The organism is Bradyrhizobium sp. Rc2d, from assembly GCF_900099855.1.
Classification (GTDB): Bacteria; Pseudomonadota; Alphaproteobacteria; order Rhizobiales; family Xanthobacteraceae; genus Bradyrhizobium.
Map to the genome: position 1 here is coordinate 14,979 of NZ_FNCU01000057.1, position 25,822 is coordinate 40,800.

Consider the following 25,822-nt stretch of genomic DNA (forward strand, 5'->3'; position numbering starts at 1 on the left):
CACTTTGCGCAAGATCGCTCCGCGATCCGCCGGCGGATGAGCGCCGCACAGCTGCGTCACAACGCACTGAGATCTTCTGGAACGTTGCCGAACTTGCGAATGATCTTGGCGTCCTGGAAATCCCCCTTCGCGGGATCACCCGTCCGACTGAACGCAAGCGCGCCGACATAGCCAGGCTTGTGTGAGAGGGCCTGGGCGCGCATCACCGCTGAGTTCGGATTGAAGCACTGGACAGGCTCGCCAGGCGCGATGCCGCCATCCGTCGCGATAAAAGGCAGAACGACGTAGTAGGTGACCTCGGGCATTCCAGTATCCCTATCGTGCATCTCGTACCCACCGGCGCAATCCGTTCCAATGCGGGTGTGCGACGCAGTGCCGTTAAACCGTCCGCGCTGCCTCGTTCGTCAACAGTGATACGGCCGATGATCTCTCGGCGGAGCTGCGAATGAGCCGAACCACCGAGTACTTTGCGGGGGCGTAATTTCAACGGCCGTCGATATCGGTCATAACCAGCCTCATTAGATTTCGATGACGAAGTTTGGATCGAAGCGTGGGTTGTCCCAGGCACGCACCGGGATCGTACGGGCCTAGGCGGCGCGCTCGGCTCGGGATCGGTGCATGATGCGTGACGACCACCAGGGGCCCGCCGCGCGGCTTGCGCATTTCGGCTTCGAGGAAGGCGCGGGCTTGGAGGTGCCGAGCTAGGGCGTGTCCCGGCCGGAAGCGATCAAGATAGCGGTTGATCCTGATCTTGCGGAAGTCGTTCATCCGTTCGGTGGCCACCATCATTGCGCGATGCTGATCACCGAACAGATCGAAGTCCGTCCATAGCGTCGCACCGGCGAAGGCGACGTCACCGATTCGGATGGAGTCGTGCTGCAGCACGTGCACGTTCGTGCCGGCAGCCGCGGCCCTGGCCTTCTCGAGCGTTCGTAGGATGTCGGTGCCGTAGGCTTCGTGATTGCCCATGACATAGATGACGGGGCGATCCGTCACGCGCTCACGCAGCCAGTTCACCCCGCGCTCCGCGCGTGGAATGAGGTCGCCGGCGACCACCAGAACGTCGAACCGAGGACGCGCATCGCCAGACGGCAGGTCCCAGCCGCGGGTCAGTTCGACATGCAGATCTGACAGGATCCACAACAGCACGGTTCAGTCCTCGTCGATTGGATGGTCGTCCAGCGGCTCGGCCTGGCTCAGCGCCTGCACGATCCGGTCGATGAGTTCTTCAGGCATCTCGTCTATGCCGAGTGCGAACTGCACGCCGGGCGAGCCGCAGCGCGGGCATTCGTGCCGCGTCGGATCGTAGGTGAACTCACCTTCCTGGCCGCATGCGCGGCAGCGAAATCTGGCCATCGCTATTCCTCCGCCGGCGTCCACCAAGTAATCCTCACAGACCGCCCACTCGCGGCCGGTATCGATCCAGAAGATCTCTCCGGTCGCCTGGACCCGGCCGTTCTAGTCGACTCCCATCAAAATGGTGGCCGGGCTGTAGAACTCGTCGTCTTCCGGATAGCAGATCAGGTCGATGCCGAACTGCGCGCCGCAGCGTCCGCTGGGGGATATCCGGGTCGATCTCGTTCGGATATCCGGGGCGCCGGCCAGTGCGGCACCGAGCAGAAAGAGCCTCGATCTTGAGACGGGCGATCTCGGCACGAACGATTGCCGGCACCACCTGCCTGAGGATCTGCCATGTCGTCTCGGTGCCGGAGATGTCGGTTCGGAAGCGAAACTTGAGATTGCGGTCGAACACCGTCACGTCGCCGTCGGTCCGCACGTAGACGAACCTCGTCGCGAGCTCGCCGTCCTGCATGATCGTGATGACCTTCATGCTCACAGCATTCCGCAACGTTCCGTATTTTTCCTTGATCTGCGTTGCGTGAAACGTCTCGTTGTCGGCCGCCCAGATGTGGGCGCAAGGTCGCTCGGCGAGATCGCCCCAGCCGTCTCTGGCGCCTGGAAAACCCTTGGCCGATGGCGGATCGCCGCCTAGGTAGAGGAGATCGGGACAACTCTCGACCAGCTCAAGCCGCCATTTCCGCAGGGAGCCCGACATCACGCGACCTCAACAGCAATGCCAATTCCTAGAACAAAGCAGGAACATAGATTGGAGTCAACCGTCTTATATATTTATATAAGAAAAGTCGTGAGCGCCCCCGCGCGAAAGAAGCTGCCAGCTTCGACAAAATTGGCGACATTTCAGTTAGATGCTGCATGCCGCAGCCAGATAAGGGGCGACATTGCAAGCAAAAATGGACAAGCAGTCGCGCCGGACGGAATAAGTCGAAATCATGCGGCGAGGCCGAATTCTAGGCCAGCTCTCTTCCGTCGTTTCTCAGTCTGCCGACTCTAGTCGCTCAATTGGAGTAGAGAGGTGGATGTCGGTTCGGTTTAGAATTGAGTCTGAGGAGCAAAAAAACCTAACGACTCAAAGGGGAATTTTGCGCAGGATTCGAGTCAATTTTGGTTCCATCGGAGTCAACCATCCGATTTTCGTTGTTCCATCCGAGTCCAGTCGCAACTGGTCGTTCAATTGCCTCCCTGATACCGGCCGGTCAGGGCCGCTTTGACATGACCGTCGACGATTAAGGCACAACCGGTCCTCAGGGGTTCAATCGATGCCTTGGTGGTACGGGCGGACGCTGCTGGCGCTGCCAGCCTGCGCTTCTCGCGCGTGGGAAAAACCCCGCCTGTCGGGGACTGCTGATCAACTGCCCGCGGTCCCCTAGGTTCCTGTCGCGCTAGATGCGCGCCAACGCACAGACGACGCGCACCCGCGGCCTTAGAATGCAAAACGTCCGGCGGAAGGCTGCCGGCAAGTAAGAGCCGCCCAGTGTCGCAAAGCGAACCGAGCGCAAATCGAGACTCGATTACGCTGCGGGCGCTTGGCCATACATAGGAACGGCTATTGCCATATGAGACCTACGCACTCGTAGTTGACGCCATGGGGGTCATCGTCCTCGCGGTATTGATCGTCGGACAGCGATCACGTCGGCGCGCCCGAGGCCGATGGACGTCCGGATAAACGCCGCCCTATGCAAGCTAACCGTGGTTGGCGAGTCCTTCTCCCAGGGCGATTGGACGGTTGCGAGGTCCGGTTGGGTTAGCCTCCAATGCCGGGGCTTGCTTCCTACGGCGGGTCAGTTGGCGGCCTCTGTCCTCAACCGCCGGACATAGGTGCCGGACTCGTGCAACGCGGCGAGCTCCTGCCAGGCGGCTTGGAAGCCGACGCCCGGCCTCGCTCTGTTTGGACCTGAAGCCGCTCGGTTTTTTAGGCTAGCCGTTTTTTATTGGACTTGTGAAATAGCTCACAATTGGAATGCGTAAGCCGGGGCATAACGTTCGCGCATCGAAAGCCGGAGCATGCCCATGAAATTTCAAAGTTCAGGGACGCTCGCGCTTATGGCTGTCGCCTTCGTCGCTGCCGTGGCAATGACCGTCAGTTACCCACGAGCCTCCTTCGAGCCCAGCTTGGGAGCGAATTGGCAATGCAGCCGGGTCGCGTTTCTCCTGACCAGTTGTTCGCAAATCGGGCGCAACGCCAAAATGGCTTGGCGCGCAACAATTGCCGCGGCGTTAGAAGCAGGAACCGCCGTTCATCCCACCGACCGGCGTTAGACGGACCGGGACACTCGCATTAGGTCGGCTCGCTCGACCATGCAGGCCAGTTTGACGCTGGCTATGTCGCAAAACTTTGACAGACGAGTGCGAATTTCGTCAGCGCTGGGATTTCAGGGCCCAGACCGCAATGTATGGCGGGCGCTGCTGAGCGAATATATTCCGCTCGTGCGGCGTTCAGCATCCTCTCAACGTCGGGAGCAGGGCATGTTTAACGTCGAAATGACTGCGATTCTCAGGGCGGTGCTCGAGGAAGTTTGCGAGAATATTCCCGTCAATGAGATCGGCGCCAGAGCGCGCGTTGCGTCGAAGATCCTCGAAGCTGCGGCACAGGGGCAACTCTCGATAGACGCGTTGAAAGCGGCAGGTCACAAAGCCCTGAACTCACCCACCATGTGGCGCTAATATCTTCTCACCGTGGAAATGGCCCGCCGTTTCACGCTGGCGAGCCTCTCACCTTCTCGATGGGCGGCCCCTAAACGCGCGAGTACGTAGGCCGAGCATCTGACCATCCAGACGAAGCGCCGATTTAGACGGCGATATAATGGCCGCTCGCTCTTATGTCGGAAATCGTACAGTCAGGCGTCCGCAGTCAAGCTACGCTCCACTTCGGGGAAAACCTTTGTTGTTCGGAGACACTGACGTTGGCGACCGGTAAAGTGAAGTGGTTTAAACGACCATATTCAGCCCGATGACGGCGGCTCAGACGTCTTCTTGCACATCAGTGCCGTCGAAAAAGCCTGGTACACGGGCTTGGCCGAGGGCGCGCGGATCAGCTACGCGCTGAGGGCGGGGCGCTCGGGTAAAATGTCCGCGGAAGATCTGCGGATCGGCTGACGGGAAGACCGCGTCAATTGCCGGCCTCTGCGCGCGCTGCGCGAAGTGATGGACCGGAATCCCGTTGCAGGTGACCGTGAGCCAGCCGGGCGGATCTATGGCCGGCGCAGGAACGACTGGCAAATATTCGATTGCGGTAACTGAAAAACAGGAAGAGACTTTGACGGTCTGACCCAACAAGCCCCTACGGCTATCACCGAAGGAGGAGGGAATGACCGCTTATAATTACGGATGGAAGCCGCCCACTGCCGCCCAACGTGAGGCGCAAAGGGTCTTCAAGGAAACCGATGCCAAAGTAGCGATGTCCGAGTACGAACGTATACAAGCGGCGTTTCATGCAAACCGCGAGAGATTAAAGGCTGAACGACTTGCTCGTGAGGCCGAAGCGGCGGCCCGGAAGCACAAAAACCTGATCACGGCCCACTCTCCGAATGTGCATGGCGGTCTGCGGCACCGCTGATACGAGCATTCAAAATTATCGATCGGAAAGGGCGGGCACTTGCGAAGTGCAAGCCGGCTTAGGCGCATGGCGTCGGACAGTTCTCGATAGACCTTGATAGCCTCGGTTACGTCTTCCGAATGGAAAACTTGCGAAGCAGCCTCTGTTGTTCCACAACGAATGAGACCACCCCCGATTTCACGCCCTGATCGAAAACCGGTCGAAGGCCGTCAACGTCTGCAGGCGCGGCTCTACGTCTTGGAGATAGATCTCGGTCTTGAGAAACGCGATTTCGTCGTCGAGCTTGCTCTCCTCGACGTCGACGTACCATGACCGCGGCCTGCCATCGCTTCCATCGCTCCAACGATAGCCGCGCCGCCTGAGGGAGTCCTTGAGGTCGAAAGGCGATCGCTCGGCCCACACCCGCATCGTCTTCTTGCGGGCCTGCTCGAGCAAGGCGACAAGTGCGGGCTTGCCGGTCGCCGGCAGCTCGAGTGCGAGAATCTCAAGCAGGGCATAGCAATCATCGACCGCCCTGTGTGCCTGGTGGAAGAAGCCGGCGCCGTTCAGGAGGTAGCCCAGGCGAGAGCCCTCGAAGCCGTTCTTCCTCCACTCGACCTCCGTCGCCGAACAGCCCCAGGCCTTCCGTTGAAATACTGGCCAGTAACGCTCGGCGAATTTGCGGTCGAAGCTCGCGTTGTGGGCGATGACGATCACTGCGTCGTCGGCGAACGATGAGACGGCTGCCTCGTCGATCCGCTGCCCTGCGACCATCTCGTTCGTGATCCCCGTGAGCGCAATCACCTCCGGCGGAATTGGTGCGGACGGTTCGTTGAAGGATGAGAAGACATCCCTGAGACCCGCGATTTGCCCGTCAGGCAGGTAGTCGAACTTGACCATTCCAAGCTCGATGACCTCGTCCTTCTGCTGATCCAAACCGGTGGTCTCCACGTCGAGTAGGATGCCCGTCTTAGTGGTTTGACCGTCGGATGGAGTGTAGGTCTCCCGGCGAACCAGGCGCCGAAGGACGCGATAGTCAGCGGATTTGGCCAATGCCTCAGCCATGGCGGCCAGGGTTAGGTCGTTCTCAAGCATTGGGTGTTGCGGTCCTCCGGCTGCGGCTCCCGCGCATCGCGGCTGGTCGGTACAAATCTAATCCGGGTCAAAGCCCGAAATCCAGTTGCGGCTCCGCATCATCCCCGAATTGAAGGGAAGACAGCGACACCCCCAAAAGGCGAACCGGCTTGGGAGGAGGCGTGTTTTCCTCCAGCAGGCCGATCGCCAGTTCTGCGAGATCATTCCGGTTCGCGACGGCCGCAGGGACGGACCGGCTGCGTGTGGTCGAGTTCGGCAGCCAATCATCCCCGACACCTTTGCGGGACGGCATCTACTGGTATGTCGTTGCGCAAAAGGTCCTGAACCTGCTGTTGAAGTACTATTGGTGTTTGGCCCGCATCCCGGAGCCACCGTACTGTCCCATCGACCGGATCATCATCGAGTAGACGGCCCTTGCGAGGAAAGTTCAACTGAACCGAGATCGAGACCGAAGCCGAGTATCGCGCCGTAATCGAAGAGGTCAGGACGAAAACTGGCAGCGAAAGCCTAGCGCGTTGAGGATTAAGAGTTTACGTCTGACTGTAGGCTGTTATGAGACTGCTGCGTCGCGCTCTTCGGTGATTGCATAAGTATCAGGCAAGGACGGAAAATGAAAATGCGCACCAGTGGTCAAACCAGCCGAGAACCCAAGCTTTGGGAGGCCGATGTGAGTCGGTTCAAGCCAGAAGAGGGTTCGGGCATCTGGGTAAAGCGCGGTGATGAACTCGGCTATCTCAAGTATGACAGGCTTGGGGAGGAATGGCTGGCTTCCAACTTGGCGAACTGGTTCTTGCGCCGGTCGCAAAGGTCGAGTGGGGAATCCTCGCTGGTAACGCAGCTGTGGTCTCTCGTGTGCGCAGTATTGATAGCATCCCTCTATCTCGCGCAAAGCGCGCACAAGAAGACATAATCGCTGCCCTAAAAAAGGCGAGCGGTCTCATCCCGTTTTTGCTCTGGATTGGGGCTGGAGACCACGGCAAGGACTGCAACTTCGTAGTCACTCCCGATGGAGAAGGTAACCTCTATATTGAAGCCATAGACCTCGGAAATTGCTTCGAGTGGAGGGCCGATGGGCTGTATCTCTCCGGCGAAGGCCGCCTTGTGCAGTTTGCGAGGCGGCCTGAGGATTTGACCTTAAGTCTAGCTTTAAGGTCACGTCGGGAATGCAGGTCAATGTGTTGGGCGCCGAGCGTCGGCGGCGATGGAGTTACGACGAGAAGGTCCGCCTTGTCGAAGAGACGTTGCAGCCCGGCGAGACGGTCTGCGGGGTGGCACGCCGGCACGGGGTGGCTCATAGCCTGCTGTTCACCTGGCGTCGACAGGCGCGCCAGGGGCGACTGGGCGGAGATGCTGCGCCCGCTCTTGTTCCCGTCGAGATCACGCCGGTGGCGGCTCCGATCTCGATCGGCGCACCACAACTGGCGTCTTCACCGCCGGCGCAGCGTTCAAGGGCTGGAATCATCGAGATTGAGCTCGGGGGCGGCTGTCGCGTTCGCGTTGACCGTGACGTGGACGTTGAGGCGCTGCAGCAGGTTCTTGAGCTCTTGCGACGACGATGATTCCGATTCCGAGCGGCGTCAGAGTCTGGATCGCGACCGGCCACACCGATATGCGCCGCGGCATGCGAAGCCTGGCTCTTACGGTTCAGGAGAGCCTGAAGCGCGATCCCCATGCCGGCGATCTCTATATCTTCCGGGGCCGCAGCGGCGATCTGGTCAAGATTCTTTGGCATGATGGGTTGGGCATGTCGCTCTATGCCAAGCGCCTGGACCGAGGCAAGTTCATCTGGCCTTCGGCGTCGGACGGCGCGGTATCGATCTCAGCGGCACAGATGGCCTATATGCTGGAAGGGATCGACTGGCGGAATCCACAACTGAGCTGGCGACCGAGAAGCGCGGGTTGAGCACCAAATCCAGCAGATTTTGTATTTTTGGGGAGTCCCAACGCTTCCAATCTGTGATTCACTGCGTCGCATGGATGCCGAGCGCGACGCTGTTCCGGATGACGTTGCTGCCCTGAAGAAGGCGCTGGCAGTCGAGCGCGCGAAGGGTCTGGAGATCGCCGCTGAACTTGCGGTCGCCCATGCGAAGGCGTCCGAGGACGAAGCTTTAATTGCCCAGCAGAAGCTGCAAATTGCCAAGCTAAAGCATCAGATCTACGGCCAGCGGTCGGAGCGTTCGTCGCGCCTGATCGAGCAGTTGGCATTGGCACTCGAGGAGCTGGAAGCCGACGCCACCGAGGACGAGCTGGCGGCGGAACAGGCCGTGGCCAAGACGACGACGGTGCGCGGATTTACGCGCCAGCGCGGCGAACGCCAGACGTTCCCTGAGCATTTACGGCGCGAACGAGTGGTGATCGAGCCGCCGACGGCTTGCGAGTGCTGCGGCAGCAACCGTCTGCGCAAGCTCGGCGAGGACGTGACGAGGACACTGGAAGTGGTACCGCGCCAGTGGAAGGTGATCGAGACGGTGCGGGAAAAGTTCTCCTGTCGCGACTGCGAGAAGATCAGCCAAGCCCCGGCGCCATTCCATGCCGTCGCACGGGGATGGGCCGGCCCGAGCCTGTTGGCCATGATCATGTTCGAGAAGTTCGGCCAACATCAGCCTTTAAACCGCCAGGCTGAGCGCTACGCCCTGGAAGGCGTGCCGATCGCGCTGTCGACCATGGCGGACGCCGTGGGATCGGTCAGTGCGTCGCTGGATCCCCTGCTGCGCCTGGTCGAAGCCCATGTGATGGCGGCCGAGCGCCTGCATGCCGATGATACGACGGTGCCGGTGCTGGCCAAGGGCAAGACCGATATGGCACGGTGCTGGATCTACGTCCGGGACGATCGGCCGTTTGGCGGCGCCGGGCCGCCGGCGGCGATGTTCTACTACTCCCGCGACCGCAGGGGCGAGCATCCCCAGGCGCATCTGGCGGGGTATGCCGGCATCCTGCAGGCCGACGCCTATGACGGGTACAACCAGCTCTATCTGGCGGGACGCCACCCTGGACCGATCCGGGAAGCGGCGTGTTGGGTCCATGCGCGGCGCCCATTCTTCGCCATGGCCGATATCGAAGAGAATGCGCGTCGCAAGGCCACCGGCAAGAAGGAGATCCCGCTCTCGCCGATCGCGGTCGAGGTCGTGCGGCGGATCGATACGCTGTTCGAGATCGAGCGCTCCATCAATGGCAGGAGCGCCGAAGAGCGTCTTCAGATGCGACAGACGCTGAGCCGGCCTCTGGTCGAGGACCTTCAGGTCTACATGCGCGAGCAACTCGCCAAGCTGTCCCGTGGGCACGACCTGGCCAAGGCGTTCAACTACATCCTGAAGCGGTGGACGAGCTTCACGCTGTTCCTGGAGGACGGACGAGTCTGTCTCTCGAACAATGCCGCCGAAAGAGGCTTGCGAGGCATCGCTCTTGGACGAAAATCCTGGTTGTTTTGCGGCTCTGATCGCGGCGGACGGCGCGCGGCTTCCATGTATAGCTTGATCATCACGGCCAAAATGAATGGCGTCGATCCACAGGCCTGGCTCACGGATATCCTTGCCCGCATCGCCGCCCACCCAGCTCACCGGCTGGACGAGCTTCTGCCCTGGAATTGGACGCCGGCGTCAGCGTTCTCCGCTCGAGCGGCATGACCACGCACGTCAACAAGGTTCATCACGTCACCACCATCACCCAGGTCGCAAAGGACCTCGGTGAAGACGAAGACTGGCTGCGCGACATTGCCATCGAAATGGAGATCGAGGACGGCCTGATCTGGGTCTATGGCGTCGGCGAAGATGGTGTTCAGGCGTTCACCGACTTTGGCATCGAAAACCTGATCGAGCTCGTCAGGTTCTACAAAGAAAACCCCAAGCTGCTCACGCGCTGGCAACGGGAATGATCCAACCAGCCTGCGGCCTACGCCGGATGCGTACGATGGGCTTGACGGCGTAGCGATTATTCAGCAGCTCATGGACAATCGTGATGCTGGCTGCGTTGAGGCAGTCTTGGCAGCAATTGAATCGCTGAGCGACGAGTGCATCCTGGAATCTTGCAAGCAGTCGGGAATAGGCAATTCCGACGAAATTGCCGCTAAACTAGTGTCACGTAAAAAGGCGCTCCGTAGCTGGGTTTCGTCACTGCTCCGCCAAGAGCCATGACGCTTACACTCTGAATCATGCAGGTTTAGGTGCCCCGGGTGCGGTCTTACGGGTTGTCTGTCATCCCAGATACGCCCGGTAGCGATGGGGTCGAGCTTGTCTGCCTGATCAGGGCCCACTCCTGCCAGCGGGTGATCCGATCCGGATTGATGCTTTCCGCCTGTAAGACGACGGGGCTCGAACCACTTACTCGTAGCTAATAGAACTCACTATTCGGCGAATTACTGGCGCGGCGATCAGCACAATGGGCACCATCAAGGTCCAGGACGTCAGCCAAGTCCCGAGCCAGCTGAGGATGAACACGCCCTCCTTAACAAGGTGAAAATTCGCTACGCCGGAAGCAATCGCAGCTGTCAGGCCGGATTGGATCACGCCAAACACGAAGTGCCCGTGTTTGCGGGATATTTTCGGCAAAAAATGCGTTGTCATGCTGCTGCGGACTTTGATTTCCGATTGGCCTCCAGCCGCCGATCGACGAGGTTTACAACTTCCTCGAGGATTGGATGGCTCATGCCGCTCTGCATTGCGACGAGCTGAACCAGTTTATCCGCCCGTTCGATGTTGGGAGCGCCATTATTCAACGCACGAGCGGCTGACGCAGGACGCGATAGGCCGTCGGCGGCTGCGGCGTACTTCTCGAAGCTAACCAACTCGTCCCGCAAGGCGCCAACACTCACGCACACGTCGAGCACAAAGTCGTAGATGGATCGCGAGGCTTCCAGGTCAGAATGGACGGCCTCTCGTGCCGTTCGCATACCGTCTTCAGTAATGCAGCGATAGTTGCCGGCCATCAGCATCGCCCATTTGGCCAATGGAACGAACTTGGATTCGTAGAACCGCAGCTTCACCGGCAACTCAATCCTGCCTTCGGTCGTATCGAGCCGCGCGTCATTGATCTCCCGCTCCAACTGTCGGAGGATCTCGTTCCCCGTCTCGATATCGAAGCGTGCAACCTTGAAATTGGTCGGCAGCGTGACCTGAAGTACGTTCACCTTCTCGTCTGGCGGCCTAATCGCTTGCGGGTCTGGACTGCACAGCGTGATGGTCGCCGGATCGAAATCATCCCATAAGGCCGGCGTTGTATACGCCGGCTTGAGCAGTTCAGAATTCACTCCCGGAATGCGCCTCATATAGGGTAGTGGAGGCATGTTCATGATCGACATGCACGGCACATGCGACATCGCGATCGCTTTAAGAAGTTCTCTAACGCCCGGCGATCCATACTGTGGCTCCTGCATCGCTAAGCCGATGAGGTCGAATTCTCGCGGATCGACCTCCGCGGCTTCCGCCGCAGAGACTCGGCCGGGTAGCCGCCGCGAATCGAGTTCGACCGGTTCGCTTCGGCCGCGAACCGGAATCCTGACGCGAAAGCCCTCGGAATTGATGAGGTCCGCCTCCGCCGGCAGGCAAACCAGCTTAATTGAATGACCGCCAAAGAGGATCTTCGACGCGAGAAGTGAACCGTACGATGCACCCAGGATAAGAATGTTGTACTTGGACATGGAGCCTTCCTTCAGCTTAATTCTGGTATCGTTATCTTGCTGGGTAATCGCTACGCTGGTACGGACGAAAGGATCTCGGCAAGTGCCGAGAGTCCATGGGCTCGATAGTCGGGCGCCAAGCCGTGTTCGTCCATCTGCATGCGCAGCGCCTTGAACATCGTCAGCGGCGGCACAAGATCGCTATTCCGGCAGGCTTCCGCCATCGCTTCAGGCGATACCCGCTCAATCCAGACCGTGTTCAGGCCAACCGACTTTGCACCGATGGCATCCCATGGATTGGAGGAAACGAACATAACCTGCGCGGGCGTGACCCCGAGGTGGTGTTCGATTAGCGAATAGGCCTCCGGGCTAGGCTTGAATATCCGCTTCGAGTCGATGCTGATGGTTGCGTCGAGGATTGCGTCCAAACCGGTATTGCAAACGAGGGTGTTCAGCATGTCCGAGCTGCCATTTGATAGTATGGCGAGCTTGTACTGCCTCAGATCAGTCAGGGTCCGCCTCGCGTCCGGATAAAGATCGAGATGTACGTACTTGTCCATGATCCGCTCGAACACGCCGGCATCGTACTTCAAGCCGAGAGTTCTTAATGTGTATGCGAGCGATTCGCGGGTAATGACGGAGAAATCCTCATAGCGACGCATCAAGGAGCGTAACCAGGTGTATTCGAGCTGCTTGATGCGCCAGATCTGCGTGATCATTTCTCCATAGCCCGGAAATGCCACGTCAGTGATCGAGGCAACCGACTGGATGTCGTAAAGGGTACCGTAGGCGTCGAAAACAACTGCTTTGATGGCCACTGGATTAGCTCTCGTTCGGGGATGTGAGTTTCGGTGACTTCGCACGAAGGGGCATGAGGGAGGTCGGCTCACTTCGGTTCTACGCCGGTGTGTACCTGGAACAGGAACGCGTCGAAGCGTTTTTCGTTGTCGAAGTCGCGACCGGCCAATAATGTCCCCAGCACAGCACCGAGGAAGCCCAGCGGCAGCGACACGATCGTTGGGTTGACGAGCGGCCACAATGCATCTGCGCCGCGCATCGCCGGCCCGATCATTGCCAGCACGACCGACGATACGAGCCCCAGCGTCATTCCGCCGATCACGCCACCTGTATTGAATCGCCGCCAAAAGAGCGACAGTACCAACACTGGAAAGTTGGCGCTTGCCGCTACGCAGATAGCCAGAATAACCAGCACCGCAACGTTGACGCCCTGGGCGAGAACGCCGAGTGCGATCGCAAGCACTCCGATCAGAACGGCGCTCGCCCGCGCGATCCAGACTTCGTGCTTGCCTTCTACACGGCCGTGCTTGACCCAGTTGACGTAAAAATCATGCGCTATGGCGCTCGATGTCGACAGGGTCAAAGCCGAAACCACTGCCAGGATAGTGGCCACGGCTACCGCGGCGACAAAGCCGAGCAAGAGATCCCCGCCGAGGCTTCCTTTGCCTCCGCCGAGATACTGAGCAAGCAAGGGAAGCGCGAGATTGCCGCCCTTGTCTGCGGCCCGGATGGTGTCCTGACCGAGAAAATCCGCGGCGGCCAAACCGAAAATGGTCGTGCAGACGAAGAAAACACCCGCGAGAAACATTACCCAGACCACGGAACGTCGCGCCGCCTTGGCATCCGGCACCGTATAGAAGCGTGTCATAACATGGGGCAAACCTGCGAGGCCGAGGACATAGCCCAATCCGAGCGAGATCTGGTCGAACGGGTTCTTCAGATAATTGCCCGGCAGCAAATAACTTGCCGTGTATTTCTTCTCGGCTTGCTCAAAGAGGAGCAACGGATTGAACTTCACCATCGTCAGGATCATCACCAGAATGATGGCTCCTGCGCTCATCATGAGAACCGCCTTCACGATTTGGACCCATGTTGTCGCCAGCATGCCGCCGAATGCGACATAGACGATCATGCTGATTCCGACGAAGACCACTGCCCAATCGTACGAAATGCCCGTGAGCAGCCGGACGAGAACTCCCGCGCCTGCCATCTGTGGCATCAGATAGGTGAAGTTGACGATGACCGTTCCCGCGATGACGGCGAGAAGCGAGGTTCTGGTTTGCATTCGACTACGGACGATGTCGCCGAGCGTATACTTGCCCGTGTTGCGCATCGGCTCGGCTATAAGAAAAAGCACGGTGCAGAACGCCACGAGCGGGCCGAGAGCATAAAGCGCTCCGTCCATTCCGTAGAGCGCGGTAAGTCCGCTGAAGCCCAGGAACGCCGCGGCGCTGCACCAGTCGCCCGCCAGAGCAAAGCCGTTCTGGGCGGCCGTAAGTCCACTGTCGGCCGCGTAGAAGTCACTGGTCGTCGCCGTTCGCTTGGCAGCCCAATAAGTGATCCCGATGGTGATCAGCAGTATAACCGTGAAAATTCCCAAAGTGATGTTCATTGCACTACTCCGCTTTTCGGGAAGCGGCGGCGGCGCGCGCTGCCAGCGGATCGAACTTCTTTTGGGCGATGCAGCCGTAGGCTATCGCAAGCCCCCATGACAGCACGTAATTGAGTGCTATCAGGACGAAGCCGAGGTTGACGGAACCGACGATGCTCGTTCCAACGACCTCCTTGTCAAAGCCCGCGAGAATGGTGACTCCGATGTAACACGTCATAAAGATGACCGTCATTGGCACGAGATACCGGAGTTTCTCTCCTACCAAGACCCTTATGGAGGCGTGTGCAGCCTCCAGTGACGACCCAGTGTGGACCATGGTCCTCCCCTTATGTTTTCAAGGTTGCGCCTTAAGTGGCGGCCTTTCTTGTTCTCGCATGCCGCTGCGAGTTCACCCGGCTGAAACAAGCTGGACCGGGATATGCATCTTTACGAAATGGGCTTTAAGTGACAAAATGAATAATCGTGATGATGACTATCGCAATATCCGATTATGGAGTTGATCCTTGAACTTCGACATCGATTGTCTTCGTTCCTTCGTTGTCGTCGCCGAAAGCATGAGCATCTCGCGAGCCGCCGACAGCGTCGGTCGTTCGCAATCGACGGTGAGCCAGCAGATAGCGAAGCTGGAAACTCAGGTGGGCAAGGGCCTGCTGGTTCGTAGAAAAGGGCGCGTCATCGAACTGACCTCGGAAGGCGGCAAGCTGCTGCAATTCGCAAGGCGTATCCTGCAGCTCAACGACGAAGCCTACGCATCAATGTCCGACGATATGCTGATGGGCTCCGTGCGGCTCGGAGTGCCCTACGATTTCTTCGGGCGCAACTTCGCCACTTGGCTTGCGCAATTCAAGAACAAGCACCCTATGGTCGGGCTGGAGATCGAAGCCAACCAGTCCGAAGATCTGATGAAGCGCAGTGCGCGCGGCGAATTCGATTTGGCGTTCTTCAAGCAGCAGACCGGAGCCAAAAACGGAATCGTTGCATTGCGCGAGCAACTTGTTTGGGCGAGCGGGCCCCACTACTCGCCGGACACGCTGAACTCCCTACCTCTCATCCTGTTTCCGGAGGGTTGCGCGTATCGACGATTCGCGGTGGCTGCGTTGAAGGAACGCGGCCGACCGTGGCATGTCAGCTTTGTCAGCCCAAGCTTCGAGTGCCTCAAATCGGCCGCCGTAGAGGGCCTCGGTATAACGGTGCTTGCACGCGCTTTGGTGACACCCCCCTTACGCGTGGTTCGTCATGGACTGGGGCTGCCGCATCTTCCGAGTGTAGAACTTGTCTACTCGTACGGGCGGCGCAGCAAGTCGCGCGTGGTCAGCGAGCTTGCAAATTATTTGGCTGACAGTCTTACCGACTCCTAGGCCGGCCAGTTCTCGGGGCCTAGCCTGAACTTTGCGATCACATCGTGATCCACCTCATTCGATGTCCTAGTCGCTGTGGGACTGCGGCCTTTCCATCAGGTATCTCAACCGGCTCCCGTAAGATTGGCTCCGCCCAGTCGGCGTACTCAAGCCAGTGCCGGTTGGGCGTGGCCGCAAGCAGATTCCCGCTGACTTCTGGAAAAAGATGCGAGGATTTCCCGGTGATGCAGGTGCGCGACCAATGGGGCCGGCACGCTGGTAGAGTTTGAAGCTCCTAGGCTCAATGACTGGCTGGACCATCCTGGCCCCTTGCGTCGGGCGATTAGCTGATCGTCATCGCGATAATCTGTGGCTGAGCATGGAAAGGCCACCACGAGACCAGGCTAACAGCCAATCACTGCCCATACAGAGCGGGAGACCGAACCGCAAGACTGCAAGAGGCAGTAGCTTCCCACCGCGATGCCCTAGTCGGTCAGGGGCCTTCGTGCCACCAGATTTCGTTGCAGATCCCACAAAGTCAGAAACGATGGATCCCAGCTATCTGGCTGTTCGCGTCGGTCTTATGAGCGTAGGCAGGCCTGCGACGAACACATCGATGCCGTTCTGATAGCTCTCCTCGTACGAACAGACGTGCCGAAGGAGGCCATGAGCTCATGTTGGACGAAGCCGTGGGTCACGCTTCCGAAGGCCAGCAGCGAGGTCGAAAATCGAGACTGATTGTTAACGGCTGGTCGTGGTCAGTCTCGTCGATGATGCCGTTGAAAACGACGTGACGATGCTGACCGATTTCGAGAAGTACAGCGTGGAGGGAATTTCGATCATTCCCCAATGTGAGAAACTAATCATGCGTGGAGATCTACCCGGGATGTTAGAGGCGAGATTGATGTCTATCGACGCTGCCTCCGTGTACCCAGTTGTCCCGATCGTCGCGAAGTCGTCCTCGTCGCCTGTGGTTTCGCTCGTTCGTGCCATAGTACGGATGAAACGGACCAGCGCGTCGCGTTCGGCATGTAGGGTTGGCTCACCATCACGAATTGCCGCGACGATGTTCGACACGCTGCCAAACGCTCGTTTGATCTGGATATAGATTTCTGTGCTGGCGGTGGCGGCTTCAGAGATGGGAACAGAAGCACGTGACATAGTGAGACTCCTTGAGCAGCGACCGATTTGAAGAGTGACTGTAAGAACCCGCGATGAGACGTTGAATGCCATGAGGTATCACTTACATGCTCTATCGTCTCAATTTTAAGGTGTCCGCAAGCGAGCCATGGATTGGCTCAGCGGACTTGTCGAGGTGATCCCGGGGCGCGGCCGGCTCGATCTGCGCGACTCTTCTGCGCGCCCTGGCGCATTGAAAGGGCCCGGCGAGGTCGGAGAAATCCCGTGTACGCGGTTGTCGGCGGATCGGCGGTGCGGCGCGAAATCGCTCAAGCCTCAATCTCACGATCAGCGAGAGCGCGTGCACAGGTCGGGGCCGAAGGGTGAAGACCGGCGTAGCAGGCCAGCCTGCTGGAGTTCAGATTACCATCCCGCACCATCTGTTGGGATGCGGTCATGCATTTTCTCAGATTACCAGCGCCAGGTCGGCGGCATGGTAGACGGACGGCTCGATTTAAGTCGGTTGGGCCGCTGGCGCGGCGGCTCGGCGGAATCGCGAAGACGAAACTGCAAGCTTTTGAGGTCTTACCCTCTATCGCGCACAGCCGAACGTTGGAGGCGTAGCCGTCCAGGCGATTGTGACCATCTCTTCTTCGAAAGCGACTGCCTTGTTCGGATCAGCCGGTACAGTGCGATCTATAAGATTCGAGATACTCTGGGACCCACGTATTCTCCGCCGCACCCGTTCTCCATCGCCGAACGCGCTATCGCCGGCGAGCGCGACGGGCTCGCCGGCGACGCGTCGCCATCAGCAGAGTGCCATCTTAGTGTCGCGTCAGGCGAACCACGTCCTGCCTTAGCAGGTAGAGCGAAACGGCGAGTAGAACGACGTCCTTCATCAGGAAGGGCACGTTGCCGGTCATGGCAGGGAAGCCTCCCGCAGCGACGTCCCAGCCCTCCGGCATGAACGGGATGATCGTGACGGTCGCGATGAAGGTGCCAGTGGCGCCGAGCGCGCCAAGAACGCCGAGCCGCTTGTCCCAAAAGCCGGCGATCAGCAAGGTTCCGAACGTCCACTCGGAGACGCCCAGGAAATAGCTCGCACCGGCGTGACCAAAGACCGGATATAGCCACCAGATCAGTGGCCCGTTGCTGATGAATGGGACCAATCGTTCGAACTCGTACGGAAACCACTTCTGGTACCCGAAGAAGAAGAACATGATCACCATCGAGGCTCGGACGGCGTGGTAGTCGAGATCATCCGCAAGCAGGCCGGACCTGTGCAGCGCGCGGACAAGAGGATTTTGCGTGGTGTTGGCAAGCGTGGTCATGGTCGTAATCCTTTCATGCAAGATCTGACGCGCGCACGGTCGCTTCACGCGACTGCGGGAAAGTCGATCTCGGTGTCGTTGATGCGGTTGAAGACGTTGGTGAAGACAGTCGTCGCGAAGGCCAGGCTGATCTCCACGAGCTGCGCGTCGGTATAGCCGGCGGCCTTGATCGCGACGAAATCCTCGTCGCTGACGGTACCCCTGGACTGCGCAAGCTTGCGGACAAAGCCGATTAGCGCGTCGCGCTTGGCGTCGCCAGTGTGCTGGCCACCAAGGAGCTGCTTGAGCGGCTCCGGCTTCACGCCGGCGAGCTTGGCGAGATGGTTGTGGGCGGCGACACAGTAATCACAACCCGCTGCTTCGCTGATCACCAGCTTGATGACCTCCTGATCGGACTTGGTCAGTGTGCCCGCCGCGAGCACCGCATCGGCGGCGAGTACTGACTTGAGGGCAGCCGGACCATGGGCGGCAAGGGCCGCGAAGGTGTTCGGCACGCTGCCGATGGTCTTCTTGATTTGCGCATAGATCTGGCCTGACGGGCCGGTTGTGGTTTCGAGATTGGGGACTGAGAGACGGGACACGGTGGCACTCCTTTGTGAGGTTTGGTGAACGGATTGCGGAGTGACAGTATGACCACGCCATGATACTTTGAATGCTGTATCGGCTCGACTATATGCTCCATCGTCTCATGCTGGTCGCATTCAGGAGGTCGCATGGATTGGCTCAGCCGGCTGTTCGAGATGATGCCGGTCCGGGGGCGGCTAGACTTGCGCTGCTCCTACGGCGCGCCCTGGCGCATCGACCAGGGGCCGGGCGAGGCGAACGAAATCCCTTATCACGCGGTCGTCGGCGGCTCAGCACTGCTGGAAGATCCGGCTGGCGGCAAGCCGCTGCAGCTGATGGCCGGCGACATCCTTCTGCTCCCTGGAAACCCCCGGCACATCATGCACGACGGCAGTGGGGCGCGAGCGAAGCGGGCGCAAAATCACCAGCACCTTAATCTTGTGATCAGTGATAACGCCGGCAGCGGCGAGCGGCTCGATTTACTGTGTGGCCATTTTGCGATTGCGCCGCCGCACGATCGGCTGCTGCGCAACTACTTGCCGCCGCGTCTGGTGGTGCATGCCGGCACTCGCAGCGGACAGCCGGCGAGCGCCGCACAACTCGCAGGCCTCGTTTCGCTGATGCGCAACGAAGCGGTAGACGATCACCTGGGCGGTCGCGCGATGCTGAACGCGCTGTCCACGGCGATGTTCGCGCTCGTGCTGCGGCTCGCCGGCGAGACCGACGCCGCCCCCCGCGGTCTCCTCGCCCTGGCTGGTCATCCCCGCTTGGCACCGGCCGTGGCCGCTCTGTTCAACGAGCCTGCGCGCGCATGGTCGCTGCCGGATCTCGCACGCCTGTGCAGCATGTCGCGGGCTACGCTCGCGCGGCAATTCCAGGAAAAGCTTGGACGCTCGGCGGGCGATCTCTTGACCGATATCCGGATGACGCTTGCAGCGAATGAGTTGAGAAAGCCTTCGATATCGACCGGTGCGGTGGCGGAAACGGTCGGATATCAATCAGAGGCGGCTTTCCAGCGCGCATTCAAGAGCCAAATGGGGATCACTCCCGCCCAATGGCGCAAGGCGCACGCAAGGGCGGTCCTCACCGACGCGATGTCGGTCAGGACCGAGAGAGAGCGGGCCGATAAGGACAACGCTCGGACTGTTGCAGCCAGCTCGGTCCCGCGCAACAGGTTCTAGGCGCGCGTTTCGGCACGGCCCCGCCTGGCGCGATCAGAATGCTACTTGCGTCCGCATCGCGATAGCATCGAATTTTGAGCCCACGTCTGCCGCGCCTGTCGGTGCTGCCTGTTTGGAGATGTTGCCATGCACGTAGTTGAGCATGAACCGGACGTTGCGATTAACGTACCAGTTCAGGCCAGCGGTGTAGATCGTCTGACGGCCGCCGGCGATGCCCGTGGCTGTCGCGAGCTGATCATTCAGATCGATGGTTGAGACGCGGCCGGCAATCTCCCAGGCTCCCCAGCCGCCACCTGCCAACGAGAACGGGTTGGTGGGGTTAATGCCGTTATAGGCCGCGGCCGCCGGATTGTAGGTGTGAGTTTCCCCAGTCAGAACATAGCTCGCCTGCGCGTAGCCGCCCTGGAATTTCAGGCTTGGCGCGCCGAACGGAGGCAGTCCGGTCGCGGCGCCGCGATCCACATTGAACCAGTAATACTCACCCTGTAGCCAAAGCGGTCCGTAGGTCGCCGCAGTTTCGATGCTGTAGACCTGCGCGCCTGAGGCATTTGCGATGGCGCCGGTCGAAATCAGCGCGGTGGGATCGATACGCAGCTCGGGGCGGTCGCTCAGGGTCACGGTCTGCGCGCCAGTCACGAGATTGTGCGGCGGCTGGATCAGCCACTCGGCATCGGCGCCCAGATGCAGCGAATAGTCCTTGCCACTGACGATCTGGCCGGCGGCACGCGCCACCGCGCCATACTGCTCGGTGGTACCCGGGGGAGTGATACTGGAAGCGGAATGAATGGCGCCGGTCGTCGGGCCGGTGACGTAGGCGCCGGCCCAGAACACGTCATTCCACCAGCGCGTGCCGAAGGTCGAGCGGAAGTCGCCGGCTGCGATATTGGTCGCGATGACACCTGCCGAAGCTCGCTCCATGAACAGAATATCGTTGGAGCTCGTCGCCTCATCAAGCGTGTACGGGATATCCATGATGCCGCCTTCGATGGCCATCTTGCCGCCGAAGGGCTTTAGCCCCGTGTAGCTCAGATACGCGTTCTCAACCCCGGAAACGCCGCCGCCTGGCAGCGATCCTGGCGCCGTGCCGCCAAAGCCGTCCGACGAGCCGCCAAAGTCATAGATTAGTACGTAATTCCAGTCGCCGAAGAACTTCCCAAGAACGCCGATGCGCGCGCGTCGCAGGTTGGTGCCGTCGTCGAGCCGCTGTGGTACCGTCCCAGCCGTGTTCGGGTGGTAGTCATAACCACCGGCATCGAAATGCACGCGGCTCGTTAGCGAAACACAGTTCTGCTCGTCCGCTGTGCAGATGGTTGGACGATTGTTTGGCATGGTCACCACGACGCCGGATGCTACAGGCGCGCCCTTGACAGGAAGTGCCGCGTTGGCATTGGCGGCCGCCGTCTTGGTGGCGTCTGCTTTTGCATTTGCCTTGGCTGCAGCCTGCGTGTTTGCCGTCGTTTGCTTCTGCAACCGGTCCAGCTTTCGCTCGAGCAGATGAAGCTGTTGCTTGAGCAGTGCGATCTCTTCGCTGTTGCTGGCTGACTGTGCCTGGGCCTGCGGCGCCGCCAAGGCTGCTGCTAGACCGACTCCTGCTGCAAGTGTTGTCCTGATCACCCGATCTTCTCCTTGCTGATGAATTGTTCCCCGCTCTATCCAGCGTGCGTGACTGCGCCGAGACGAACGCACGGTCTGCTGTCGGCCGCACCTGATGCGATCGTGCAGCCGAATACCCCGAAAGCGCAATGGTGACGGCGAGCATGAGATCCTATCGACGACGTTATGAACAACCATTCGCCCGAGCTGCGACGACAAGGGACAGAGTAGGTTCCCCATCCTCCCGCGCAGCTGAGCAGTCCTCACCGACCGAAATCGGTGAAGGCCGCCGGAGCAATATCTAAGTTGAAGTAGGCTCACGCCGCTGACGCCAGGTCGGCCGTCGGATAATCCGTGTAGCCGCGGGCATCGCCGCCATAGAAGGTCGAGCGGTCGTAGCGGCTGAGCGGGAGGCCACGACGCAGCCGCTCCGGCAGATCCGGGTTCGAAATGAAGTGGCGACCAAAGGCGACGAGGTCGGCGTCACCAGAGATGACGACGGCCTCTGCTGAAGCCGGTGCGAAGCCGCCAGCGGCGATCAAGGTCCGCGAGAACTTTGGCCGCAGATGCTCGGTGGCGACCGGCGCCTGGCCGTACGCGATCTCCTCGGTCCCCTTGATGCGCGGCTCGACGACGTGGAGGTAGGCAATGCCCAGGCGGTCGAGCTCGGTCGTCACGTAGCCGAAGGTTGCGGGTGGATTGCTGTCCGACATTGATCCGTAGGTGCCGCTCGGAGAAATGCGCACGCCCACGCGGTCGGATCCCCAGACTGAGATGGCGGCTTGCGTCACCTCGAGCAGGAACCGGGCGCGATTCTCGATTCCGCCGCCGTACTCGTCCGTCCGTTTGTTGGTGCCGTCCTGCAGGAATTGATCGGGCAAGTAGCCATTGGCGCCATGAATCTCGACGCCGTCGAAGCCCGCACGCAGCGCGCGCTCGGCGCCGGATCGGAACTCCTCGATGATGCCCGGGATTTCATGCAGTTTGAGGGCGCGCGGCATCGAGAACGGGGCTTCGCCGCGCTTGGTGTAAGCGTGGCCCTCGGCCACAAGCGCAGACGGTGCGACCGGCGCTTCACGGTTCGGCTGCAGGTCGACATGCGACTGCCGGCCGACATGCCACAACTGCTGAAAGATCCGGCCGCCCTTGGCGTGGACCGCGTCGGTGACGCGCCGCCACCCGGCGATCTGAGTATCCGAGTAGATGCCCGGCGTCCCGGCATAACCATTGCCGCGGATCGAGACCGGGGTGGCTTCGGAGACGATCAGCCCGCCGTCGGAGGCGCGTTGGGTGTAATATTCGACCATCAGGTCGCTCGGGATATCGCCGGGGTCGGAGCGCATCCGCGTCAGTGGCGCCATCACGATGCGATGGGACAATCGATAGGGACCGATCTGGGTCGGCGTGAAGAGCTGGGACATCGTCGTTTCCTTTGGGACAGATTGGGTGAAGAGACAGCGGCCGATGGTCGCGAAGAGCTTGCGCCCCACCGGCCGCCTCATGTGCCGTCAAACTTTGACGGCGATCGCCCGCTGAAGAATCGGGATCATGTCTTCAGGCTCGGGCCGACGGGTGTAGTCGGGGTTCACTTCGGAGTAGAGGATGACGCCGTCCTGTCCGATGACGTAGCGGGCCGGCATCGGCAGCGTCCAATTCGGATCATCGTTGAACGTCGGCAGATCGTTCTTGAGCTGCTTGTAGAGCTCGACCAGATATTCCGGCAGGTTGAAGCGCAGGCCGAACGCGGCGCCGACCGCGCCCTTCACGTCCGACAGGATTGGGAAAGAGAGCTTGTTCTGGCGCACCGACTTACGGCTGTTGGGCGCGGTCTGCGGTGAGATCGCGACCAGCGAAGCGCCGTACTTGTCGAATGCCGGCTTGGCGGCTTCGAGCGCCTGCAGCTCCATGTTGCAGTAAGGGCACCAGACGCCGCGGTAGAAGCTGAGCACCAGCGGACCGCGCCTCAGCAGGTCGGCGGAGTTGACCACGTTGCCTTCCGGATCCTTCAACGAGAAGGACGGAGCGACATCGCCGGCCTTCTTGGCGCGCTGGGCAGCCCCTGAGGCAATCAGTTCGGCGGTGGCGCGGTGCATCGTCTCAATGACCGGGTGGGGAACGTTGTAGGGCGGCTTTCCGGCTTCGAAATCGGCTTTGAAAGCGTCGAGCTTGGCTTGAAGGGACATGGACGGTTCTCCTTTCGGCTTTACTTGGACTGCGGCGCTGCACCGGGTCCAAAGGTGGATCGAGGTCGCGCGAAGAACCTAAAGAAGAACGCTGTGGTGAGTAGCGATGTCGTCAGACTAATGATTATTCCTGCCAGGAATACTTGAGTGGGCGTCGACAAACAGAAAGGAGCGCCTGCGAACGTGAGACGATTCACGCCACCCGACCGATGACGAGAGAAACAGTTTGGCCAAGGATCAGGCTGATTTTGAAGATGTTGGCAGCGGTCGCAATTGGTTCCGACCGCTGCCACCTTGCCGTGCTACGCCGCCCGACCTCAAGTGTGTGCCAATGATGCCTGCGTGGCTTCTGGCTTATGCAGACTGGTGACCAGCAACACTGCCGCGCCATTGACCCAATAGTACCAAGCGTCGAGGCCGCTAAAGCCTAACGCGAGCGGCGCTATCAGGAAGATGCCGCCGACGAGAAAATCGACGGAGAGATGAAACGAGTAGGGAAGAATACGGATCACGCCCGTTTTGTGGTCCGTGAATAGCGTTAGAGCGAATGCTGCTAGGCCTGTGACTACGGCAAGCCATTCTGCGAGAGGATTGGAGGTGCCAAGCCCCAGGATGAAGGGCAACGCAACCAGACTGATGGCAACGGGATAGTCCAGGTACGCATGCATTGTCTTGGTGGCGAAGCGGGGATCCATGTGAGTACTCCTGTTTGGTAAACCGATTGGCGTTGTGACGCGCCATTGCTGTTCCCAGCCAATCGGTGCGCTATGATCGACAAGTCGGAGCGGTGCGACGATTCTGGATTTCAATGCCTTTTCCACGCCGTTTCGACACGGGGAAAGTCGATGTCGGTTGAGGCGAGGTGATTGAAGTAATTCGTGAAGAGATTCAGGGCGACGTTGCCAAGGATCTCGAGCACGTCCTCATCGGTGAAGCCGGCGGACTTCACCGCAACGATGTCGGCGTCGCTCACCACGCCACGGTTGATCACGAGCTTTCGCGCGAAAGCGAGGGCTGCCTTTGCTTGCGCATCGGCGGCGTCGCCGGCGAGGTTGCGATTGATCTCGTCGGGCGCGAGCCCAGCCATTTTGCCGGCCGCACTATGAGCTGACGCGCAATAGTCACGGGAATTGGCGCCGGCAGTGACCAGGGCGAGCTGCTCGCGCAGTGCCGGCGAGAGCTTGCCGGCGCCGATCGCACCCGAGAATGCCAGATAGCTGTTCAACACGGCGGGCGCTTGCGCCATGGTCTTGAGGAGGTTCGGAACCTTGCCGATCTTGGATTTGATGACGCCGAGCGTGGCGGCAACTTCAGCTGGGGCTTGCGCCAGGTCGACTTGAGGAATGCGTTGCATGATTGACTCCTTGTGGTTGAAGCGCCGTCTCTTGGCGGCACATGCTGCAACCTAGGAGCATCAGGACGGATGAAAAGATGTGCTGACTGATTACGAGCTTATCGGCAATTCAGTTGGGACGACGTGCAAACTCCATAATGATTACAAGCCCCGATACTCTGTAGGAGGCACTCCAAAGCGTTGGGAAAAGGCTCTGCTGAACGCAGCCGGCGATTGATAACCGGCCTGAGCCGCTATTTCCTTTATGCCGCCTTCCTTGCGATTGAGGCGCAGCAAGGCCTTCTGTAACCTCCATTCGGAGACGTAAGTCATTGGTGCTATGCCAACGAGCTCCGTAAATCGCGTTGCGAAGCGACTCCTTGACATGCCGATCGCTTTGGCGACGCGATCGACTGACCAGGGATCGCTGGGCGCCTTGTGGACGAGTTCGAGCGCGCGGCCGATCTGGAGGTCTGTCATTGCATTCATGATTTGGGCCAGCGGGGCATGGTGTTCCATGCTCACGCGCACAGCCTCGATGAAGAAGACCTCTGACAGGCGCGAAATCGAAGCGGCTGCGCCAAGCTCATCAGCGAATGCCCGCCGCGCGACGAGGTGCAGCGACTCGTCGAGCAGGGGATGACGGGCACGGTCCGCTTGCGTCATGACGATCACTTCGGGCAGTGCCCTTAGGAGAGGGTGGTCGGCGCCCTGCGAAAAACCCAAATGACCACATACCATCTGCGTCGTTGCTTGCGGATCGCCTTTGCCGATCACGAATGCGCTCTTGCCGTCATAGCCAGACTCTTGGACCACCCGCTCGAGTGGTGCGGGTGTGCGGCCGGCACTGTCGGCGAGGACATGTTGCTGGCCACGAGGAATTAGGGCCAGATCGCCCGGCCCTAGGTTGATACTGCGACCCGATGCGAGGCCGATATGACAGCGCCCCTGGATCACGAGATGGAAGCGCGCCGCCTGCTCGTAAGCCGGGACGGTGATCGCCCAGGGCGGCGAATAGTCCGTGCGAAAGTAAAGCGTTCCCCTCAGCCGGATCGTCTCAAAGACATCGCTCAGTATGTCGTTCATGCCGATCGTCCTCCTTCAGTCAAACGAGTGCGTGCACGCTGGCAGGAGCGACGTCATTGCCTCCGCCATAGTGCCCACGCATGGT

General features: G+C 60.0%; 29 protein-coding genes and 2 pseudogenes. 11 read left to right on the forward strand and 20 right to left on the reverse strand.

Annotation, left to right across the window (positions count from 1 at the left end; all coding sequences use genetic code 11):
• Positions 1-56 precede the first annotated feature (56 nt).
• From BLV07_RS39620 to BLV07_RS39635, 4 genes are all read right to left on the reverse strand, one after another.
• Positions 57-305, reverse strand: a complete 249-nt coding sequence (locus tag BLV07_RS39620; protein ID WP_091897266.1) for a hypothetical protein — start codon at positions 303-305, stop codon at positions 57-59.
• A gap of 178 nt (positions 306-483) precedes the next feature.
• Positions 484-1,149, reverse strand: coding sequence for a metallophosphoesterase (locus BLV07_RS39625; RefSeq protein WP_091897269.1), 666 nt, complete (start codon positions 1,147-1,149; stop codon positions 484-486).
• 3 nt (positions 1,150-1,152) lie between these two features.
• Entirely contained in the window at positions 1,153-1,356 is a 204-nt protein-coding gene (locus BLV07_RS39630) for a hypothetical protein (protein ID WP_091897272.1), read from the reverse strand.
• Between the two features lie 34 nt (positions 1,357-1,390).
• The gene (locus BLV07_RS39635; RefSeq protein ID WP_091897275.1) at positions 1,391-2,056 is read right to left on the reverse strand and encodes a hypothetical protein; all 666 of its coding nucleotides are present in this window, start codon (positions 2,054-2,056) and stop codon (positions 1,391-1,393) included.
• Positions 2,057-3,369: 1,313 nt separating this feature from the next.
• Here BLV07_RS39635 and BLV07_RS46965 point away from each other — a divergent pair.
• The 4 genes and pseudogenes from BLV07_RS46965 (at position 3,370) to BLV07_RS39650 (ending at position 4,915) form a co-directional block, all read left to right on the forward strand.
• On the forward strand, positions 3,370-3,618 hold the full coding sequence (locus tag BLV07_RS46965) for a hypothetical protein (RefSeq protein ID WP_143035652.1): 249 nt from the start codon (positions 3,370-3,372) through the stop codon (positions 3,616-3,618).
• A 207-nt stretch (positions 3,619-3,825) separates the two neighbouring features.
• Positions 3,826-4,023 (forward strand): hypothetical protein, encoded by a 198-nt coding sequence (locus tag BLV07_RS39640; RefSeq protein ID WP_176946068.1) that lies wholly within the window; start codon positions 3,826-3,828, stop codon positions 4,021-4,023.
• 239 nt (positions 4,024-4,262) lie between these two features.
• A pseudogene (locus BLV07_RS39645) lies at positions 4,263-4,455 on the forward strand (cold-shock protein).
• A 211-nt stretch (positions 4,456-4,666) separates the two neighbouring features.
• Positions 4,667-4,915, forward strand: coding sequence for a hypothetical protein (locus BLV07_RS39650; protein ID WP_091897280.1), 249 nt, complete (start codon positions 4,667-4,669; stop codon positions 4,913-4,915).
• Between the two features lie 177 nt (positions 4,916-5,092).
• Here BLV07_RS39650 and BLV07_RS39655 read toward each other — a convergent pair whose 3' ends face one another.
• Positions 5,093-5,989, reverse strand: coding sequence for a 3'-5' exonuclease (locus BLV07_RS39655; RefSeq protein ID WP_091897283.1), 897 nt, complete (start codon positions 5,987-5,989; stop codon positions 5,093-5,095).
• Between the two features lie 67 nt (positions 5,990-6,056).
• Positions 6,057-6,233, reverse strand: a pseudogene (locus BLV07_RS39660) (DinB/UmuC family translesion DNA polymerase); the annotation flags it as partial.
• Positions 6,234-6,599: 366 nt separating this feature from the next.
• On the opposite strand from BLV07_RS39660, the gene BLV07_RS39665 reads away from it, so the two are divergent.
• The 5 genes from BLV07_RS39665 to BLV07_RS39685 all read left to right on the forward strand — a co-directional run bounded on the left by BLV07_RS39665 (position 6,600) and on the right by BLV07_RS39685 (position 9,860).
• A complete protein-coding gene (locus tag BLV07_RS39665) occupies positions 6,600-6,899 on the forward strand; it encodes a hypothetical protein (RefSeq protein ID WP_091897289.1) in 300 nt (99 codons plus the stop codon).
• Between the two features lie 253 nt (positions 6,900-7,152).
• Positions 7,153-7,548 carry an IS66-like element accessory protein TnpA gene (gene tnpA, locus BLV07_RS50500; protein ID WP_091897292.1) on the forward strand — a complete coding sequence of 132 codons (396 nt, stop codon included), beginning with the start codon at positions 7,153-7,155 and terminating at the stop codon, positions 7,546-7,548.
• Positions 7,545-7,892 (forward strand): IS66 family insertion sequence element accessory protein TnpB, encoded by a 348-nt coding sequence (tnpB, locus tag BLV07_RS39675; protein ID WP_018272609.1) that lies wholly within the window; start codon positions 7,545-7,547, stop codon positions 7,890-7,892. Before tnpA ends, tnpB begins: the two co-directional genes overlap by 4 nt.
• A gap of 70 nt (positions 7,893-7,962) precedes the next feature.
• A complete protein-coding gene (gene tnpC, locus BLV07_RS39680; RefSeq protein ID WP_091897295.1) occupies positions 7,963-9,612 on the forward strand; it encodes an IS66 family transposase in 1,650 nt (549 codons plus the stop codon).
• On the forward strand, positions 9,609-9,860 hold the full coding sequence (locus tag BLV07_RS39685) for a hypothetical protein (protein WP_041751139.1): 252 nt from the start codon (positions 9,609-9,611) through the stop codon (positions 9,858-9,860). The genes tnpC and BLV07_RS39685 overlap by 4 nt, the downstream gene beginning before the upstream one ends.
• 445 nt (positions 9,861-10,305) lie before the next feature.
• Here BLV07_RS39685 and BLV07_RS39690 read toward each other — a convergent pair whose 3' ends face one another.
• The 5 genes from BLV07_RS39690 to BLV07_RS39710 form a co-directional block, all read right to left on the reverse strand.
• On the reverse strand, positions 10,306-10,548 hold the full coding sequence (locus BLV07_RS39690; RefSeq protein WP_091897298.1) for a DUF2798 domain-containing protein: 243 nt from the start codon (positions 10,546-10,548) through the stop codon (positions 10,306-10,308).
• Positions 10,545-11,621, reverse strand: a complete 1,077-nt coding sequence (locus BLV07_RS39695; protein ID WP_091897301.1) for a Rossmann-fold NAD(P)-binding domain-containing protein — start codon at positions 11,619-11,621, stop codon at positions 10,545-10,547. The genes BLV07_RS39690 and BLV07_RS39695 overlap by 4 nt, the downstream gene beginning before the upstream one ends.
• 50 nt (positions 11,622-11,671) lie before the next feature.
• Positions 11,672-12,418, reverse strand: a complete 747-nt coding sequence (locus BLV07_RS39700) for a haloacid dehalogenase type II (protein ID WP_091897303.1) — start codon at positions 12,416-12,418, stop codon at positions 11,672-11,674.
• Between the two features lie 68 nt (positions 12,419-12,486).
• Positions 12,487-14,010 (reverse strand): solute symporter family protein, encoded by a 1,524-nt coding sequence (locus BLV07_RS39705; protein ID WP_091897306.1) that lies wholly within the window; start codon positions 14,008-14,010, stop codon positions 12,487-12,489.
• Between the two features lie 4 nt (positions 14,011-14,014).
• Positions 14,015-14,326, reverse strand: coding sequence for a DUF485 domain-containing protein (locus BLV07_RS39710; protein ID WP_091897309.1), 312 nt, complete (start codon positions 14,324-14,326; stop codon positions 14,015-14,017).
• 187 nt (positions 14,327-14,513) lie between these two features.
• Here BLV07_RS39710 and BLV07_RS39715 point away from each other — a divergent pair, with 187 nt between their 5' ends.
• Complete coding sequence (locus tag BLV07_RS39715; protein WP_091897312.1) at positions 14,514-15,368, forward strand: LysR substrate-binding domain-containing protein; 855 nt, start codon at positions 14,514-14,516, stop codon at positions 15,366-15,368.
• 720 nt (positions 15,369-16,088) lie between these two features.
• Here BLV07_RS39715 and BLV07_RS46970 read toward each other — a convergent pair.
• From BLV07_RS46970 to BLV07_RS39730, 3 genes are all read right to left on the reverse strand, one after another.
• Positions 16,089-16,508 (reverse strand): hypothetical protein, encoded by a 420-nt coding sequence (locus BLV07_RS46970; protein WP_143035653.1) that lies wholly within the window; start codon positions 16,506-16,508, stop codon positions 16,089-16,091.
• A gap of 782 nt (positions 16,509-17,290) precedes the next feature.
• The gene (locus BLV07_RS39725) at positions 17,291-17,797 is read right to left on the reverse strand and encodes a YkgB family protein (protein WP_091897318.1); all 507 of its coding nucleotides are present in this window, start codon (positions 17,795-17,797) and stop codon (positions 17,291-17,293) included.
• A gap of 44 nt (positions 17,798-17,841) precedes the next feature.
• A complete protein-coding gene (locus BLV07_RS39730) occupies positions 17,842-18,378 on the reverse strand; it encodes a carboxymuconolactone decarboxylase family protein (protein WP_091897321.1) in 537 nt (178 codons plus the stop codon).
• Positions 18,379-18,510: 132 nt separating this feature from the next.
• Between BLV07_RS39730 and BLV07_RS39735 the strand changes: the two genes are divergently transcribed.
• Entirely contained in the window at positions 18,511-19,542 is a 1,032-nt protein-coding gene (locus BLV07_RS39735; RefSeq protein ID WP_091897324.1) for an AraC family transcriptional regulator, read from the forward strand.
• A 33-nt stretch (positions 19,543-19,575) separates the two neighbouring features.
• Here BLV07_RS39735 and BLV07_RS39740 read toward each other — a convergent pair whose 3' ends face one another.
• The 6 genes from BLV07_RS39740 to BLV07_RS39765 all read right to left on the reverse strand — a co-directional run bounded on the left by BLV07_RS39740 (position 19,576) and on the right by BLV07_RS39765 (position 25,737).
• Positions 19,576-21,156 carry an OprO/OprP family phosphate-selective porin gene (locus BLV07_RS39740; RefSeq protein ID WP_091897327.1) on the reverse strand — a complete coding sequence of 527 codons (1,581 nt, stop codon included), beginning with the start codon at positions 21,154-21,156 and terminating at the stop codon, positions 19,576-19,578.
• Positions 21,157-21,452: 296 nt separating this feature from the next.
• Entirely contained in the window at positions 21,453-22,556 is a 1,104-nt protein-coding gene (locus BLV07_RS39745; RefSeq protein ID WP_091897382.1) for an alkene reductase, read from the reverse strand.
• A gap of 87 nt (positions 22,557-22,643) precedes the next feature.
• On the reverse strand, positions 22,644-23,318 hold the full coding sequence (locus tag BLV07_RS39750; RefSeq protein WP_091897330.1) for a peroxiredoxin-like family protein: 675 nt from the start codon (positions 23,316-23,318) through the stop codon (positions 22,644-22,646).
• A gap of 317 nt (positions 23,319-23,635) precedes the next feature.
• Positions 23,636-24,013 carry an SPW repeat domain-containing protein gene (locus BLV07_RS39755; RefSeq protein WP_091897332.1) on the reverse strand — a complete coding sequence of 126 codons (378 nt, stop codon included), beginning with the start codon at positions 24,011-24,013 and terminating at the stop codon, positions 23,636-23,638.
• Positions 24,014-24,123: 110 nt separating this feature from the next.
• The gene (locus BLV07_RS39760) at positions 24,124-24,672 is read right to left on the reverse strand and encodes a carboxymuconolactone decarboxylase family protein (RefSeq protein WP_091897335.1); all 549 of its coding nucleotides are present in this window, start codon (positions 24,670-24,672) and stop codon (positions 24,124-24,126) included.
• 141 nt (positions 24,673-24,813) lie between these two features.
• A complete protein-coding gene (locus BLV07_RS39765; RefSeq protein WP_091897338.1) occupies positions 24,814-25,737 on the reverse strand; it encodes an AraC family transcriptional regulator in 924 nt (307 codons plus the stop codon).
• Between the last annotated feature and the right edge of the window lie 85 nt (positions 25,738-25,822).